Annotated in this window: 11 protein-coding genes; 7 read left to right on the top strand and 4 right to left on the bottom strand. The window is 72.4% G+C overall.

Annotation, left to right across the window (positions count from 1 at the left end; translation table 11 throughout):
• Positions 1-9 precede the first annotated feature (9 nt).
• Together WMF29_RS48065 and WMF29_RS48060 are read left to right on the top strand one after the other, a co-directional pair.
• Positions 10-588 carry a hypothetical protein gene (locus WMF29_RS48065; protein ID WP_437326729.1) on the top strand — a complete coding sequence of 193 codons (579 nt, stop codon included), beginning with the start codon at positions 10-12 and terminating at the stop codon, positions 586-588.
• A gap of 434 nt (positions 589-1,022) precedes the next feature.
• Complete coding sequence (locus WMF29_RS48060) at positions 1,023-1,892, top strand: hypothetical protein (RefSeq protein ID WP_437326728.1); 870 nt, start codon at positions 1,023-1,025, stop codon at positions 1,890-1,892.
• 113 nt (positions 1,893-2,005) lie between these two features.
• Here WMF29_RS48060 and WMF29_RS48055 read toward each other — a convergent pair whose 3' ends face one another.
• Positions 2,006-2,518, bottom strand: a complete 513-nt coding sequence (locus tag WMF29_RS48055) for a hypothetical protein (RefSeq protein WP_437326727.1) — start codon at positions 2,516-2,518, stop codon at positions 2,006-2,008.
• Positions 2,519-2,822: 304 nt separating this feature from the next.
• Between WMF29_RS48055 and WMF29_RS48050 the strand changes: the two genes are divergently transcribed.
• Positions 2,823-3,386, top strand: coding sequence for a GNAT family N-acetyltransferase (locus tag WMF29_RS48050; protein WP_437326726.1), 564 nt, complete (start codon positions 2,823-2,825; stop codon positions 3,384-3,386).
• Between the two features lie 42 nt (positions 3,387-3,428).
• Here WMF29_RS48050 and WMF29_RS48045 read toward each other — a convergent pair whose 3' ends face one another.
• Entirely contained in the window at positions 3,429-4,913 is a 1,485-nt protein-coding gene (locus tag WMF29_RS48045; RefSeq protein WP_437326725.1) for a serine/threonine-protein kinase, read from the bottom strand.
• A 429-nt stretch (positions 4,914-5,342) separates the two neighbouring features.
• Here WMF29_RS48045 and hemL point away from each other — a divergent pair, with 429 nt between their 5' ends.
• Entirely contained in the window at positions 5,343-6,656 is a 1,314-nt protein-coding gene (hemL, locus tag WMF29_RS48040) for a glutamate-1-semialdehyde 2,1-aminomutase (RefSeq protein ID WP_437326724.1), read from the top strand.
• 145 nt (positions 6,657-6,801) lie between these two features.
• Here hemL and WMF29_RS48035 read toward each other — a convergent pair whose 3' ends face one another.
• Positions 6,802-8,538, bottom strand: a complete 1,737-nt coding sequence (locus tag WMF29_RS48035; protein WP_437326723.1) for an FG-GAP repeat domain-containing protein — start codon at positions 8,536-8,538, stop codon at positions 6,802-6,804.
• A 285-nt stretch (positions 8,539-8,823) separates the two neighbouring features.
• On the opposite strand from WMF29_RS48035, the gene WMF29_RS48030 reads away from it, so the two are divergent.
• The 3 genes from WMF29_RS48030 (at position 8,824) to WMF29_RS48020 (ending at position 11,390) form a co-directional block, all read left to right on the top strand.
• Positions 8,824-9,426, top strand: a complete 603-nt coding sequence (locus WMF29_RS48030; RefSeq protein WP_437326722.1) for a hypothetical protein — start codon at positions 8,824-8,826, stop codon at positions 9,424-9,426.
• Between the two features lie 14 nt (positions 9,427-9,440).
• A complete protein-coding gene (gene gcvPB / locus WMF29_RS48025) occupies positions 9,441-10,934 on the top strand; it encodes an aminomethyl-transferring glycine dehydrogenase subunit GcvPB (RefSeq protein ID WP_012241772.1) in 1,494 nt (497 codons plus the stop codon).
• Between the two features lie 147 nt (positions 10,935-11,081).
• Positions 11,082-11,390: a hypothetical protein gene (locus WMF29_RS48020; RefSeq protein ID WP_012241771.1), complete on the top strand. Its 309-nt coding sequence runs from the start codon at positions 11,082-11,084 to the stop codon at positions 11,388-11,390.
• Positions 11,391-11,584: 194 nt separating this feature from the next.
• Here WMF29_RS48020 and WMF29_RS48015 read toward each other — a convergent pair whose 3' ends face one another.
• Positions 11,585-15,415: a serine/threonine-protein kinase gene (locus WMF29_RS48015; RefSeq protein ID WP_437326721.1), complete on the bottom strand. Its 3,831-nt coding sequence runs from the start codon at positions 15,413-15,415 to the stop codon at positions 11,585-11,587.
• Positions 15,416-15,510 lie beyond the last annotated feature (95 nt).

Raw genomic sequence — 15,510 nt, 5'->3', positions numbered from 1 at the left:
CCTGCAGCCATGTTCGCCGCTGCGCTCGCCTTCTCGACCTCGGGGAGCGTCGCGCGCGCTGAGGACAAGCAAGCTGATGGCTGGTTCCTGCTGAAGCATGGCGCGATGGGCGGCGGCGTGGGTGTCTGTCTGGAAGGCGCGTGCAGCGGCGCTCCGACCGCGACGATCCGCCAGTCTTGGCTGCTCGGGGGCTACCGCTCGCAGAGCCGCGGCGGCGCCCAGACAGAGCTCGGCGCGGAGCTGCTCCTTCGCCATGCGCTTGCCGGGCTCGACGCCTGGCGTTACGGCGCCGCCCTGCACCTGGAGCGCGATGGCTTCGGTCTGCGCGACGTCGTCGTGTCCTACCGAGCCGGGCTCGGGATCGACTCGGGAACGCTACGCGCCGCCGCAGGGAGCGATCACGACCGCGCCGAGCTGCTCACGCTCTCGTGCGCGGCGCGCCTTCGGTGGCCTGTGGATCGCGCAGCGCGCGTCGACGCGTTCATGCTCGCCGGGTTCGACTACAGCCGTGCGCTGAACGGGCCCCTACTCCAGGCGACAAGCGCTGGGCTGCCCGCATGGATCTCTGAGTTCGGCTTCCGCTGGTGATCGTCCATGTCCGCGAGCGCCGACCGTGGCCGGCCACGTCTCGCCGATCGTAGCGTCACCACCTCCGCCGAAGCCCCCCCGCTTCCCCCCACGTCCTCCACCACCTCCGCCGAAGCCCCGCGCACTTCCCTCGACGTCCTCCACCACTTCCGCCGAAGCCCGGGGCACTTCCCTCGACGTCCTCCACCACCTCCGCCGAAGCCCCGCGCACTTCCCTCGACGTCCTCCACCACTTCCGCCGAAGCCCGGGGCACTTCCCTCGACGTCCTCCACCACCTCCGCCGAGGTCCAGCGCTCGCGCCTCATCGCCTTCGTCTCTCACGGCTCCGCGCACCAGCGCCGCTTGCGCGCAACCGCGCGACGCTGCTCCCAAATCGCGCCCGTTTTGTGCTCACACGCGGCGCTCGTCCCTGTGCGACTTACTCCTTGTGCTTATGCCCAAACCCAAAAGCCCGAACAAATCAGGGACACCCGCCGTTGGATCCACCCAGCTCCACACCGCGGAGGCGGCCTTCCAGCGCCTGCGGCCCGACCTGGACGCCATCCCGCTCGCAGGGCTCGAGGTGCCGCGGCTCGATCTGCAGGCAGCCGCCGTGCAGGCCATCGGCGTGGCCGAGGCGCTCTCCGCGCCGCAGCTCCGCCAGCGCATCGCGGCCATCGCCGCGACGGGCGCGCTCGACGCCGCGCTGATCGGCGGGCTCGAGGGCGTCGCCTGGGCGACATGGTTCGCCCGGTACAAGTTCCTCCTGACCTCGGCCACCCACTCCGGGGCAGCGCTCCCGGCCCCCCTCGTCGAGCGGGCATACGAGACCCGCGCGCGCATGCTGAAGACGCTCGAGTATCACCTCGACGGCGACGCTGAAGCCACCGCGCAGCTCGCGCACCTGCGCGCGGGCAGCGGCCACCTCGATCTCGCCAACGACCTGTCCGGCGCCGCCGAGATGTACCGGAAGCACCGCGCGGCCATCCAGGACGACAAGCGGAACTTCCGCGGCGAGGACGAGCAGGAGGCCGCCGCCCTCGCGGCGCAGCTCCTCCGCCTCCTCGGCGCCACGGCGACGCCCGAGCAGACGCTCTGGAAGGGCTACCAGGCGCGCGCCGCCAAGCTGCTCTTCCGCCACTACGACGAGGCCGTCCGCGTTGGCCGCTTCCTCTTCTACTACGACGATCCCGAGGGCCGATTCCCCAACCTGTACACGGCGACGCGCTCCACACCGACGTCCCCTCGGACCCAGAAGAAGCCAGACGCCAGCCCGGTGAAGCCCGAAGCCGCCCCCGTCGATCCGCCGCTCGGCATCGCCTGATCTGATCCGGACGCTCACGCTCCCCTTCAGCGCTCCTCCGGTCGCCGCTCACCACGCCTGCGCACGCCCTGCGGCCACAGCGCGGCTGCGATCGCAGGGCGCCGGCACGGCGGTCACCTCCTCGCCCTGCGCCCGATCCCGCGCGCGTCGCGCCCGATAGGCTCGCCCAGCTCGAACGCCGGCTCGCCGGTCCTCGCGGGCGGCGCTTGCGGCTCGCCCGCCTCGAGCGGGCCGTGCGCGTTCTCGGCGTCGGCGATGGATGGATAGCGCTCCACGTCGCCGTCGACCCGGAAGCCCCCCTCGCACGCCGGGCGCACCACGCGGCCGAGCACAATCCCCTCCTCCCAGATCCCGCCGTGCTCGACGGCGATCGCTGCACCGGTGGACACATCACCGAGCCGCGAGAGCGCGCCGTCCGGCCGCTTCGGCGTGGGCCGCCAGCGCAGGATCGTGTCCTCGTGAAGCACGACCACCGCGCGCTCGCCGGGCAGCTCCGAGATCCCGAGGGCAAAGCGCACGCGATGGCCCGGGGCGTGAGAGCCCGCGCCGCGCCCGCCGCGGGCAGCGCTCTCCGCCTCGTCGATCGCGGCGAGCTGCTCCGGTTGCCGATCCTCGAGCGGAGCCATGCGCCGTGTCCTCCTCCGCGGATCTCGGACGAGGTCGCCGCGCCGTCAAGCCCGCTGCGTCGCCCGCCCCCTCGCGCGCGCCAGCTCGGACGGCGCGCGTCCTCCAGCCTCCAGCACGCGCAGCGCTCGCCCCTCGCGCAGCGCGCGACGCCCACGACGCACAGCGAGGGACGCACGGCGAGGATCGGGATCGCAGGCCGCTCCAGGCGAGCACCGCTCGAGTCGAACGCTGCCCCGGACGGCGGTCGCGAGCGCCGTGTCCGACGCTTGACGTCCGCCGGACCTCCGCCCATCCCCTCGCCCGATGGTGTCGTTCGATCCGTTCCCCGTCCTGATGACGCCGCGCCTACGCCTCCGCGCGATCGAGCCCGCCGACGCCGCGACCATCCTCCGCATCCACTCAGACCCGGAGGTGACGCGCTACTTCGGCCGTGCGCCCGACATGTCGCTGGCCGACGCGGAGCAGCGGATCGCTCTCGTCCTCGCCGGGATCCGCGACGCCACAGCCATCCGCTGGGGCATCACCCTCCACGAGAGCGGGGAGCTCATCGGGACCACGGGATTCTGGCACTGGCATAAACCCCATCGCTGGGCGGAGATCGGCTACGAGCTGCTGCCCGCGCTCTGGAACCGGGGCATCATGACCGAGGCGCTGCGCGCCATGCTCCCCTTCGGATTCGACGTGATGGGCCTCCACCGCATCGAAGCGCACATCGATCCCGAGAACCGCGCCAGCATGCGCGTTCTGGAGCGGCTCGGCTTCGTGCGGGACGGGCTGCTCCGCGAGAATTGCTATTACAACGGGCGGTACACCGACACCGCGATCTACGGGCTCCTGCGCCGCGACGCCGACGACGCTGCGAGCTGACCCGAGATCGCCCGAGCGGCCTGCGCGCGCTTCCCTCCCGCGCTACCTCGGCGCCGTCGCTCCCCTGCTGCCCGGCGGCGCCGCGGTCCCGGCCTCGCCCTTGCGCGCCAGGTTCAGCTGGATCCGCGCGGGGGACTCCGACGTGATCTCCACCGTCTGCGAGACGCCGTCGCTCGATCGCACGTCCACCGAGAGCGACACCCCCGGCATCGGCCGCGCGATGACCTGGCTGCCCACGCCGAGCACCACGCCGTTCAGCCGCACCACCGCGGCGCTCGGCTCGATCTGCACCGCGATCGGATCCACGAGCGACCGCTGATCCCTCGGCCGGCTGAGCGCGACGAACATGAGCGACGCCACCGCGACCCCCGTGGACACCGCGGCCACGAGCCAGGGCAGCGCCACCGGGCGCAGCGCGTCGCCGCCGGCGCGCATCAGCCCGCCGAGCCCCCGCCGCGGCGCAGGCCGCGCGCTCCGCCGGCCCTCGGAGGACGGCCCCGCGGACAGCGTCGCGCCCGGCTTCGGCCGCCACCCCGCGCGCTGCTGCGGGGCGACGGCGGCCGCGATGCGCTGCCGCTCCTCCTCCATGCTCTCCCCGCAGCGCTCCAGGAGGAGCTCCGCCACGTGCGCGGGCGTCACGACGCCCGACCTGCGCATGAGGAAGTCCTCCAGCACGCTCGCCATCTCGCCCGCCGTCTGGAAGCGCTTCCGCGGATCGCGCGCGAGCGCCTTCACGATGATCTCCTCCAGATCACGCGGGCAATGCGGCGCGATCAACGTGGGCCGCGGCGGCTCCGGCACCCCGGTCTGCGGCAGCACGAGGTCGTGCAGCACCTGGAACGGGAGCGCGCCCGTCACCGCCTCGAAGAGCACCACGCCGAGCGAGAAGATGTCCGAGCGGCGATCGACCGGCTGGCCCTGCGCCTGCTCCGGCGACATGTACTCGCCCTTGCCCTTGATCTCGCCCGTCTGCGTCGTGTCGCCCAGGCGCTCGAACGCCTTCACGATCCCGAAATCGGCCACCTTCACCGTGCCGTCGCGATCGATGAGGATGTTCTGCGGGCAGACGTCGCGGTGCACGATGCCGAGCGGCTCCCCGCGGTCGTCGTGGAGGTCGTGCGCCGCGTGCAGCCCGTGCGCCGCGTCGGCCACGATGCGCGAGGCGATCGCCGGGGAGAGCGGCATCGGACGCAGGCCCGGCCGGAGCAGCTGCTGCATCGTCTGCCCGTCGATCCACTCCATCACGAGGAAGAGCACGCCGTCCGTGTCGCCGAGGTCGAGGATCTCGACCACGTTGCGGTGGTGGATCTTCGAGGCGAGGTTCGCCTCGTCGAGGAACATGCGCTGGAACTGCGGATCACGCGCGAGCGCCGGGATGAGCGTCTTCAGCGCGACGACCTTGTGAAAGCCGCGGGAGCCCTCCATGCGCGCAGCCCAGACCTGCGCCATCCCGCCCTCGCCGATGAGGCGCAGAAGCTCATATCGCCCGAGACGTTGCCCCGGACCGGGGTCCTCGGAGATCCGCATGGCTCACCAGATGCTGGTGCTCGGGGAGCCGCGCCCGCGGTCCCCAGGAGCAGCCCGGCCGCAGGTCGCGGCCCCTCTCTCCAGACGATCACCATAGCCAAGCGCGACCGCGCCGGAAAGGCTCGTGTGGCTCGCCAGCGCCCGCGACACCTCGATCGCGACGTCCGCAACGCCGGGATCCCCCGCACCCGGCATCCGCGATACGACGCCCCGCGTCCTCCACGCCCCGCACACAGCGCCGCGCCGCGCACCGCACCCACGACGCCCCGCGCACCGCACCCGCGACGCCCCGCGCACCGCACCCGCGACGCCCCGCGCACCGCACCCGCGACGCCCCGCGCACCGCACCCGCGACGCCCCGCGCGCCCTTCTCCCTCGCCCGCGATCCGCGTCGCTCCCCCGCCTCTCCCCTGCTATGGCCGGAGCACGATGACGAACGCCACAAGCGCTCCGCCCGCCCGCGCGGACCGGGCCCCCGCCTCCAAAGCCCTGTTCGACCGCGCCGCCGCCGTCCTGCCGGGCGGCGTGAACAGCCCCGTGCGCGCCTTCCGCGCCGTCGGCGGCGACCCCCTGTTCATCGCCCGCGCGGAGGGCGCGCGGCTGTTCGACGCCGACGGGGCCGAGTACATCGACTATGTCGGCTCCTGGGGGCCGGCCATCCTCGGCCACGCGCACCCCGCCGTCATCGAGGCCGTCCGCGAGGCCGCGCTGGGCGGCCTCTCGTTCGGCGCGCCGACCGAGCTCGAGGTCCGCTTCGCCGAGAAGATCCGCGAGCTCTACCCGAGCATCGACATGCTCCGCTGCGTCTCGAGCGGCACCGAGGCCACGATGAGCGCCATCCGCGTCGCGCGCGGCTTCACGCGCCGAGACGCGCTCATCAAGTTCGAGGGCTGCTACCACGGCCACGCCGATCACCTGCTCGTCAAGGCGGGCAGCGGGCTCGCCACCTTCGGCGCCCCCGACTCCGCCGGCGTCCCCGAGAGCATCGCCCGCACCACGCTGTCCCTGCCCTTCAACGACCCGGCCGCCCTCGAGGCCGCCTTCGCCGCGCGCGGCGGCGACATCGCCGCGGTCATCCTCGAGCCCGTGGTCGGCAACATGGGCTGCGTCCCGCCGGAGCCCGGGTTCCTCGCCCTCGTGATCGACCTCTGCCGCAAGCACGGCGCGCTCTCGATCTTCGACGAGGTGATGACCGGCTGCCGCCTCGCCCGCGGCGGCGCGCAGGAGCGCTTCGGCCTCCGGCCGGACCTGACGACGCTCGGCAAGATCGTCGGCGGCGGCATGCCCCTCGCGGCCTACGGCGGCCGCGCCGACGTGATGCGCGTCGTCTCGCCGCTCGGCCCCGTGTACCAGGCAGGCACGCTCAGCGGCAACCCGCTCGCGGTCACGGCGGGGCTCGCGACGCTCGATCGCCTCACGCCCGCCCTCTACGAGCGGCTCGAGAAGCTCGGCGCGTCCCTCGAGGCGGGCCTCCGGGCCGCCGCCGAGGGCGCCGGCGTGGCCGCGTGCGTCCAGCGGGTCGGCTCGATGATCACGCTGTTCTTCACGAAGGGGCCGGTCCGCTCCTGGACCGACGCCGCCACGTCCGACACGAAGCGCTTCAGCGCCTTCCACGCGGCGATGCTCGCGCGAGGCGTCTACTGGCCTCCGTCGCAGTACGAGGCGGCGTTCCTGAGCGGGGCGCACTCGGAAGAGGACATCGAGCGGACGATCGCCGCCTGCCGCGAGGCGCTCGCGGCCTGAGGGCCGCGCCGGCCCCTGCCGGGAGGGCACCGCGAGGGCGGGCCAGGAAGGCGAAGGGCCGACCGCCGCGGCGATCGGCCCTTCTGCGCCGGCGCTCCTTCTACCTACGCCGGCACGCCGGCGCGCGAGCGGGCGCCGGAGCGCGTCAGTCCGCCGCGCGGACCCAGCCGTTTCGGTAGTAGTTACCGCGCGCGGTCGGCCAGAGCAGGCAGTTCGTCGCCGATCCCGGCACCGTGTACACGTACGTGTTCGGCTCCGGGTCCGCCCCGTCCCACCCGATCTCGCGGAGCGACACGACGATCTCGATCGTCCCGTCGCCGTTCACGTCGGCCAGCGTCGGCACCGGCATCGCGCCGAGCCGCGGCAGCGGGATCTTGTGGAGGATCCTGCCGCCGGCGTCGAGGACGAAGAGGTGGCTCCTGTCCTCGTCGGTCGAGTAGGTGTTGAACACGATCTCGGGGATGCCGTCGCCCGACAGATCCCCGACCACGACGCCGCCCGTGAGCACCTGCGTGTCGTCGGTGTAGGTGACGGCCCAGAACTCGGTCTTGTCGGCGTAGACCGCGTGGATCTGCCCGTCCAGGCCCGCGAAGATCATCTCGGGCCCGGCGTGCGTCGCGTCGAGATCGGCCACGGTCACCTGCTGCGTCATGGCCACGATGTTGCCGTCGAAATCCTCGCCGCCGGACAGGTAGTCCGGCGCGTAGAACGGGCTCTCCCAGCCCTCGATGCGGCTCGCGTCGTTGCGGACCACCCACAGGCCGACGCCCTGGGACTGGTCATTCATGGCGACGTCCTCGGCCGCCCCGAGCATGATGACCTCCGGCGTGCCGTCGCCGTCGACGTCCGCGATCGCAGGGGCCGAGTTCTTGAAATAGGCCTGCAGGTCGCTGCTGTCGCCGAAGCCCTGCTGCGCGAGCTCGAGATCGTGCATGTACCGCACGCCCGGCGTCTTCGGGCGGCCCTCGAACATGGGATTCGCGTCGAAGGCCTCTCCCGTGCCGTGATAGAACCCGGCATAGGAGTTATCCATCGGCGAGACGATGTCCTGCGATCCATCGCCGTCGAGATCGCCGATGGCCAGGTTCTGGTCGTAGGCGCCCACGATCCAGCACTCGGCGTCGTCGCTGCGGCGCGCGTCGCAGCCGATCGTCTGGCTCTCGATCGGCGGGAAGCCCTGGACCGGCGAGCCGCTCGCGTGGAAGGCCATCAGGATGTCGGAGTAGTCGGGGGACCTGTCGGTGCTCGCGGCGACGACGTCGAGCTGACCGTCGCCGTCGATGTCGCCCGCGGCGAGGGAGCGGATCTCGTCGTTCCAGGTGACGGGCCAGCCGCTCACCAGCCGGCCGCTCGCGTCGAGCATGTAGATCGTGGTGCGCGCCGCGAAGACCACCTCGAGCTGCCCGTCGCCGCGGAAGTCCGCGACGATCGGGCTCGCCCAGATGCGGCCGTTCTGACGCGACTCGTCGTACCGCCACTTCTGCTCGCCGTCGGGGCCCCAGACGACGACGTTGCCGTTGTGCGTCACCAGGATCTCCTGCTCGCCGTCGCCGTCGAGATCGGCGACCACCGGCGACCCGAGCCACGCGCTCTCGTCGTCGTCGGACAGCTGGAGGAGGAGCTGGGGCTCCGCGACGTCGGAGGAGCCGCTCGACCCCGGAGCGCACGACGCGGCGGCCGGCAGCGGCTTGGAGCCCCCACCGACGGGGGGGCGGTAGCCACCGGAGCCAGAGGAACCGGAGGAGCCGCTGCCGCTGGTGGGAGAGGTGCCGTCGAGGTTGCCGAGCTGCCCTTCGCAGGCCGCGAGGGCGAGGACGCTGGTGAAGAGAGCGATTCTACCGGGAATTACAAAACCTCGGTTGCAGACAAAGGACTTCATCATGCCAGGAAGCTTACCAGCGCTCCGGGCCCCACAAAGAGGTGGAAGCGGAAAATTGACGCAGTCGCGCACGCGCCGAACGGTACGTTACGCTCCTCCTTCTGGCGCGCAGGTGGCACACGTCATTGCAGGAGGGAGGCAAGTCCACGTCCGTGACGTAGCGCGCACGCTTTCACCCCCCGTTCCCCGCTCCCCACCTCCGCTCGCGCCCCCGCGCGACGTCGGAGACGCATGGCGCGCATGGCGGGGGTATGGGTGCGGGTAGGTGCTGTGCTAGGCTCCGCCGCCATGAACGTATCGCGACGGCTTTGGATTGCCGGCGCCGCATGTGCCCTCCTGATGGGGACGACGGCGCTTGGCTGCAGCTCGAATCCCGCGCCCAAGACGGCCAAGGTGCAAGCTGGTGACATGCCCGAAGGCGGCGACTGGACGGGGGTCTATTACAGCGAGCTCTACGGCTACCTGCACCTCGTGCAGGACAACGACGCCATCGAGGGACGCTGGCTCCGTCCCGTCAAGGATCGCTGGGGCGTGCTGCACGGGACGGTGACAGGCGACCTCATCAAGTTCACGTGGACCGAGCACACCATCGGCGCGATCGGGCAGAGCGCGACCAAGGAAGGCCGGGGGTACTTCAAGTACACGCGGCCGGAGGGCGAGAACGTCGACGACCGGCTGACGGGCGAGATCGGCCGCAACAAGGACGAGGTCGGCGAGCCCTGGGAAGCGGTCAAGCAGCGCAACATGCTCCCGGATCTGAAGTCGATCGGGGGCTCCGGCGCCTCTGACATGGGCGGCGGCGACTGGGACAGCGCGAACCAGGAGGAAGGCGCGCCCGAGCCGCCCGCCTCTCCTTCCGACGAAGCACCTGCCGAGCCCCCCGGCCTCTGACATAACAGCCCCCGATGACCCAACCGCAGCCTCGAGGCATCCAGTTCCGTGAACCCCCCATCTTCGAGCGTGGCACGCCGGGCAGGACCGGCGCGTCGCTCCCCCCGCTCGACGTGCCCGAGGTCGAGCCCGCCGCCCACTACGGCGCGCTCGCCCGCAAGGAGCCAGCCGGCCTGCCGGAGGTGAGCGAGCCGGAGGCCTTCCGGCACTTCATCCGGCTCTCGCAGTGGAACTTCTGCATCGACGGGCAGATGTACCCGCTCGGGTCGTGCACGATGAAGTACAACCCGAAGATCAACGAGTGGGCCGCGCGCATCCCCGGATTCGCGAAGCTGCACCCGATGACGCCCGACGAGCTCAGCCAGGGATCGCTCGAGGTGATGTGGCGCCTGCAGGAGGCGCTCTGCGAGGTCAGCGGGATGGACGGCTGCTCGCTGCAGCCGTCGGCGGGCGCGCAGGGCGAGCTCGCCGGGCTGATGATGATGCGGGCGTTCCACGAGTCGAAGGGGCGCTCGCCGAGGAAGGTGTTCATCCCGGAGAGCGCCCACGGCACGAACCCGGCGAGCTGCGCGCTCAACGGGCTCGTGGCCGTCCGGATCGAGAAGACCGCCGACGGCATCACCCACCCCGAGCAGGTCCTCGCCGCGATCGAGCGCGAGGGGTCGGACGGCGACGTCTGCGGGCTGATGATCACGAACCCGAACACCCTCGGGGCCTACGAGACGCACCTGCCGGCGATCATCAAGCTCATCCACGACAAGGGCGGGCTCGTGTACGGGGACGGCGCGAACACGAACGCGATCATGGGGCACGCGCGCCCGGGCGACGTCGGCATGGACGTCATCCACATCAACCTGCACAAGACGTTCACGACCCCGCACGGCGGCGGCGGCCCCGGCTCAGGGCCGGTCTGCTTCAAGAAGCACCTGGAGCCGTTCCAGCCCTCGCCCGTCCTCGTGCGGCGCGGCGACGCGTTCGCGTGGGACCGCGACCGGCCCCAGAGCGTCGGGCGGCTCCGGGCCTTCACGGGCAACTTCGGCATGTTCATCCGGGCGTACACGTACATCCGCGAGATGGGCGGCGACGGCCTCACGGCGGCGAGCAGCCTCGCCGTGCTCAACGCGCGCTACCTGTGGGCCAAGCTGAAGGACCACTACCTCGCGCCGGTGCCGCAGCCGTGCATGCACGAGGTGGTGCTCTCCGACAGCCAGCTGGAGAAGGAGACCGGGGTCAAGACGCTCGACGTGGCCAAGCGGCTGCTCGACTACGGCTTCCACGCGCCCACGGTCTACTTCCCGCTGGTCGTGCCCGGCGCCCTGATGATCGAGCCGACGGAGACGGAGACCCGCGAGACGCTCGACGAGTTCGTGGCCGCGATGCTCAGCATCCTCAAGGAGGCGCAGGAGACGCCGGAGGTCGTGAAGCAAGCGCCCCACGGCACGGTGGTCGGCCGCCTCGACGAGGCCCGCGCCGCGCGCCAGCCGCGCCTGCGATGGTCGAAGGCCTGAGCTCCCCGGAGGAGGCGGCCCCCGGTCGGCCTCCTCCGGCGGGCGGCGCCAGCCGGCCGTGCGCTCCAAATTCGCGAATCTCCGCCGGACGCGACTACAATGAGCGCCGAGGGACCGCGGTGAGGCACCTCACGGGACGAGCGACGCGTGGCCGATACCGTTGAGAACGAAGGGGACATCGAGACGATCAGCCAGACCACCCCGGTCTCGGTTGGAGACACCGTGCGCCTCGTGTTCCGCGCCTACGACGAGGCGACCCCGCCGTTCAACATCAAGATCCGCTCCCCCTCCGGGAAGATCATCATCGAGCGCGTGCTGCGCGATCTGCCCACCGGCAAGCCGCAGAGCGCCTCCCCCGTCGAGTTCAGCGCGTCGTCCCCCGGCGAGTACAAGATCGAGATCAAGCAGCTCTACGGCAAGGCGAAGGGCACGGCCGTCCTGCGCGTGAAGCCCTGAGGCGCGCCCGCCGGCTCCGCCCTCCCCTTTTTCCCCTTCCCCCTACCGTCGCCGGAGCTCACCCGCACAGGAGACGGGTCCAGCTCGGCGTTTTCGGCGCGGAAGCGTACTCTTGTACGCTTCCGCGCCGAAAACGCCGAGATGGGCCCGTATCCGAAGCGGGTGAGCCCGCTCTAGAAGCGGGTGAGCCCGCTCTAGAAGCCAGGGAGGAGCATCGCGGTCATGCGGTCCGGGCTGACGATGCCCTGCTCGTGCATCCAGCCGTTCGCCGCCTCGACGGCGGCGCGGCCCTCGTCGCCCTTCACCAGCTCGCCGTGGCGGCGCCGCGCCGCCGCGGCGTAGAGGGCCATGCCGGCGGCCTCGAAGCCGCGCGCCGCGTCGGCGAGCTGCTGGACGGCCACCTCCGCCTCGCCGCGGGCCGCGGCGATCGCGGCGCGCACCGCGGCCGCGAGCGGGTCGGCCCAGGGCATGTGCTCCGCGTCGATCTTGCGGGCGGCGCGCGTCGCCTCCTCGTACAGCGGCTCCGCGTCGGCCGGCGTGGACGCGGCGGCGGCGGCCAGCGCGGCGCAGGCCCGGAGGTGGGTGATGATGATGCGCACGGCCTGGATGCGCAGGACGAGCGAGCTCTCGAGGCCCGCCCGCTGCTCCGCGAAGAGGCGGTAGGTGGCCTCGCCCTCGCCCCGGTAAAGGCCGATGTGCGCGCGGGCGACGAGATCGAAATAGCTCTGCAGCTGGAAGCCCGCCTTGGACCAGCTCCGGATGGCGTCCTGCGCCTGGCGCAGCGCGGAGTCGGGGTCGTCGCCGACGAGCCAGTAGGCGTTGCTCTGCGAGGAGCGCAGGCTCGTGGCGAGGTAGCGGTCACCGCGCTCGTCGGCCGCCTGCAGGTACATCGGGACCCGGCGCATGAACTCGCGCGTCTCGCCGCCGTACCAGAGCGCCCAGGCCGAGAAGGTGTGCGCCCAGCTCCGCTCCCACGTGACGCCGGTGCAGCGCTCGCGAAAGATGGTGTCCGCACGGTCGAGATCGGCCACGCCCTGCTGCCAGCGGCCGAACAGCGTCGCCGTGACGCCGCCGACGAACCCGACGAGGCCGAGCGCGTGAGGCCTGCCGATGCGCGCCGCGATCGCGCTCGCGGTGGAGAGCAGATCGGCGACGCGGGACGCGGACGGGCCGCCGTCGATCGCGAGGTAGGTCGCCTCGAAGGCGAGCGCGCGCGTCACGCGGTACGGCTCGCCCGCCTTGAGCGACAGGAGGAGGTTGCGCGCCTGGAAGTCGGCGCCGCGCGTGGGGTCGACGATGGCGAGCCCCATCGCCGCCGACCAGCACACGTCGATGCGCATGAGGTCCTCGGGCGAGACCTCGTCGGCGGGGCGCTCGACGAAGTTGAGCCCGCGCAGGCGCACCTGCGCGCGCCGCAGCATCAGCGACGCGACAGCGAGCTCCGGCGTCTTCGGCACCTGCATGCCGACCGCGCCGAGCACCGAGCGCAGGCCCGCCATGCCGGCGTCGACGTAACCGGCGCGGAGCAGGTTCTCCGCGGCCCGGCGGCCGAGATCGATCGCCTCGGACTCCGGTGCGCCGTCGCTCGCGGCCATGTAGGCCTCCGCCGCCTTGGCGCCGCGGCCCGCGCTGCTCAGGGCGTCGCCGAGCTTGGCGAGCACGACCCGCCGCTCCGCCCCGCCGGGCAGGTGGAGGTCGATCGCCATGCGGTAGAGGCGCGCCGCGTGGTCGAACGCGAACGCGGCCTCGGCATGCTCGCCGGCGCGCACGGCGTAGCCGGCGGCGCGCTCGGGATCGCCGGCGGCGCGCCAGTGCTCGGCCAGCGCCTCGAGCTCGGCGCGCCCCGAGGCCTCCAGCGCCAGCGCGAGCCGGCCGTGCCAGCTGCGCGCCGCCTGCTCGTCGAGCCGGCTCGCCACCGTCTCCCGGATGCGGTTGTGGAACGGCTCGAGGAACTCGTCCTGACCCGAGCCGCCGGTCCGCACGAGGTTCGCCGCGCGCAGCGCCGAGAGCACCCGCGTGAGCTCCCCGAAGTCCGCCGCCATGGCGTGCGCGGCCACCGACGTCAGCACCGGCGCGCCGGCGCACACGACGAGCTCGAGCAGCTGGCGCGCCCGCGGGTCGAGCCGGCTGATCCGCGCCCAGAGGACGTCGTCGAGGCGCACCGGGCCGCCGTCGGTGTCCGGGGACATCATCCGGTGGCGCAGGAGCGCGTCGATGAACAGCGGGTGGCCGCCGGCCTCCTGCGCGATCGCCTCGATGCTGAGCGGGCGGCCGACCGGGGCGCCCCGGAGGAGGAGCGCGCAGAGCTCCTGCGCCTCCGCGAGCGACAGGCGGTGGAGGATGATGTGCCCGAGCGAGTCGATCGGCACCCCGAGCTGCCGCGAGACGGGCGGCGCGGTCTCCGAGGCGGTCCGCACCGTGGCCACGAGCATCATCGCGCGCGGGCGCGAGGGGTCCACCAGCGCGCCCGACGACACGGGCCCATCGAGGCCGGCGAACGAGCCGGGCCTGCTCGCGGCGATGAAATCGGCCTCGGTCCACGGGCGCATCACCTCCGAGAGCAACGCGACGCTGTCGGCGTCCGCCCACTGGAGATCGTCGATCGCGAGCACGAGCGGCCGCTCGGCCGCGAGCCGGCCGAGCAGCTCCCGCAGCGCGGCGAAGACGAGCGCGCGGATCTCGGGCGGGTCGATCGCCTTGCGCCGCGCGCGCGCCTCCGTGATCGCGGGGACCGTGCGGAGCACCGGGAACACGGTGCCGAGCAGGCCCGCGTTGGGCGGCAGGAGCGCCTTGACCTGCTCGGGGGGGCGGCGCACGAGGTGCCGGCTCAGCCCGTCGATGAGCTCGTCCACCGCCTTGTAGGGGACCGCCTCGCGCTCGTAGCAGCGCCCCGCGAGCACGAGCGCCTCCTTATCGATGCGCTCCAGGAACCGGCGCAGGAGCGCGCTCTTGCCGACGCCCGACTCGCCCTCGATGAACCGCGTGACCGCGCGCCCGAGCTTCGCCTCCGCGAACGCGCCCTCGAGCGCGGCGAGCTCGCTGCGCCGGCCGACGAAGCCGATGCGCTGCGAGAGGACGGGCGGCTCCTCGATGAGCTCCTGCACCTGAAGCCGGCGCAGCACGTCGCGCGCCGTCGGCCTGGCGGCCGGATCGATGCGGAGCATGTCCACGCAGAGCTCGTCGATGTCGGGGGGCATGTCCTCGACGAGCCGGCTCGGCGGCGGAGGCTCCGCCCGCCGCATCATGTCGAGCGCCGCCTTGGGCGCCGTCTGGAACGGGTAGACGCCGGTCAGCGCAAGGTAAAGCATGACCCCGACGCTGTAGATGTCGGCCTCGGGCCCGGCCGCCTTGGCCTCGGCCTGCTCGGGCGCCATGTAATGGAGCGTTCCGACGACGGCCTGCTCGCGCGTTGTGCCGCTCGCGTCGGCGACGAAGCCGAAGTCGAGGAGGACCACCCGCTCTTCCGCGGTCACGAGCACGTTGGAAGGCTTGATATCGCGGTGAACCTTGTAAGCCGCATGCACCGCCGCGAGCCCCTGGGCGAGCTGCGCCAGGGCCGAGCGGAGGCGGGCCTCGTGAAAGGGGCGCTTGATCCGGGGCTGTGGCTCCGAGGCAGGGCCCTGCACCGCAGACCACATGGGGCTCGACGGCAGGGTGGAGCGGCGCCCGACGCCCGCGGGCTCGCCCCTCGGCCCGGCGTCGCCCTCCTCGTGGAGCCGCACGTGGACCACGAAGTCGACGCCGCGGATGAGCTCCATCGTGAAGAAGAGCTGCCCTTCTTCCTCGTGAAGCTCGCCGAGGCTGACCAGGTTCGGGTGCTGGATGTCCTGGAGCGCGCGGAACTCGTTCTTGAACCGGAGGCGCGCGTCGGCGCTCAGATTCCGGAGGATCTTGAGCGCGACCCGCCCCTTCCGCTCGCGATCGAAGGCCTCGTAGACAACCCCCATCCCGCCGCGGCCCACGACGCGAACGACCTGGAAGCGACGCGTGCCTCCAAACTCGGGTCTCGCGTTCCTCAGGCCCATGCGTGGGACCAAGAAATCACCGGCGCCGAGCGGTGGCAAGCAGCGCGTGGGGAACGCGTGGGCAGCGCGTGGGCAGCGCGTTGAGAACGCGCGGC

The sequence above is a fragment of the Sorangium sp. So ce381 genome (genome assembly GCF_051473845.1).
Classification (GTDB): Bacteria; Myxococcota_A; Polyangia; order Polyangiales; family Polyangiaceae; genus Sorangium; species Sorangium atrum.
The sequence above is the reverse complement of the archived record's forward strand: the minus strand, read 5'-3'. Positions and strand labels throughout refer to the sequence as shown.

What these genes read in the sequence shown, in the direction of transcription:
- WMF29_RS48065 (WP_437326729.1), top strand. Translation starts at nt 10, where the DNA reads ATGTTCGCCGCTGCGCTCGCCTTCTCGACCTCGGGGAGCGTCGCGCGC.
- WMF29_RS48060 (WP_437326728.1), top strand. Translation starts at nt 1,023, where the DNA reads ATGCCCAAACCCAAAAGCCCGAACAAATCAGGGACACCCGCCGTTGGA.
- WMF29_RS48055 (WP_437326727.1), bottom strand. Translation starts at nt 2,518, where the DNA reads ATGGCTCCGCTCGAGGATCGGCAACCGGAGCAGCTCGCCGCGATCGAC.
- WMF29_RS48050 (WP_437326726.1), top strand. Translation starts at nt 2,823, where the DNA reads ATGGTGTCGTTCGATCCGTTCCCCGTCCTGATGACGCCGCGCCTACGC.
- WMF29_RS48045 (WP_437326725.1), bottom strand. Translation starts at nt 4,913, where the DNA reads ATGCGGATCTCCGAGGACCCCGGTCCGGGGCAACGTCTCGGGCGATAT.
- hemL (WP_437326724.1), top strand. Translation starts at nt 5,343, where the DNA reads ATGACGAACGCCACAAGCGCTCCGCCCGCCCGCGCGGACCGGGCCCCC.
- WMF29_RS48035 (WP_437326723.1), bottom strand. Translation starts at nt 8,538, where the DNA reads ATGATGAAGTCCTTTGTCTGCAACCGAGGTTTTGTAATTCCCGGTAGA.
- WMF29_RS48030 (WP_437326722.1), top strand. Translation starts at nt 8,824, where the DNA reads ATGAACGTATCGCGACGGCTTTGGATTGCCGGCGCCGCATGTGCCCTC.
- gcvPB (WP_012241772.1), top strand. Translation starts at nt 9,441, where the DNA reads ATGACCCAACCGCAGCCTCGAGGCATCCAGTTCCGTGAACCCCCCATC.
- WMF29_RS48015 (WP_437326721.1), bottom strand. Translation starts at nt 15,415, where the DNA reads ATGGGCCTGAGGAACGCGAGACCCGAGTTTGGAGGCACGCGTCGCTTC.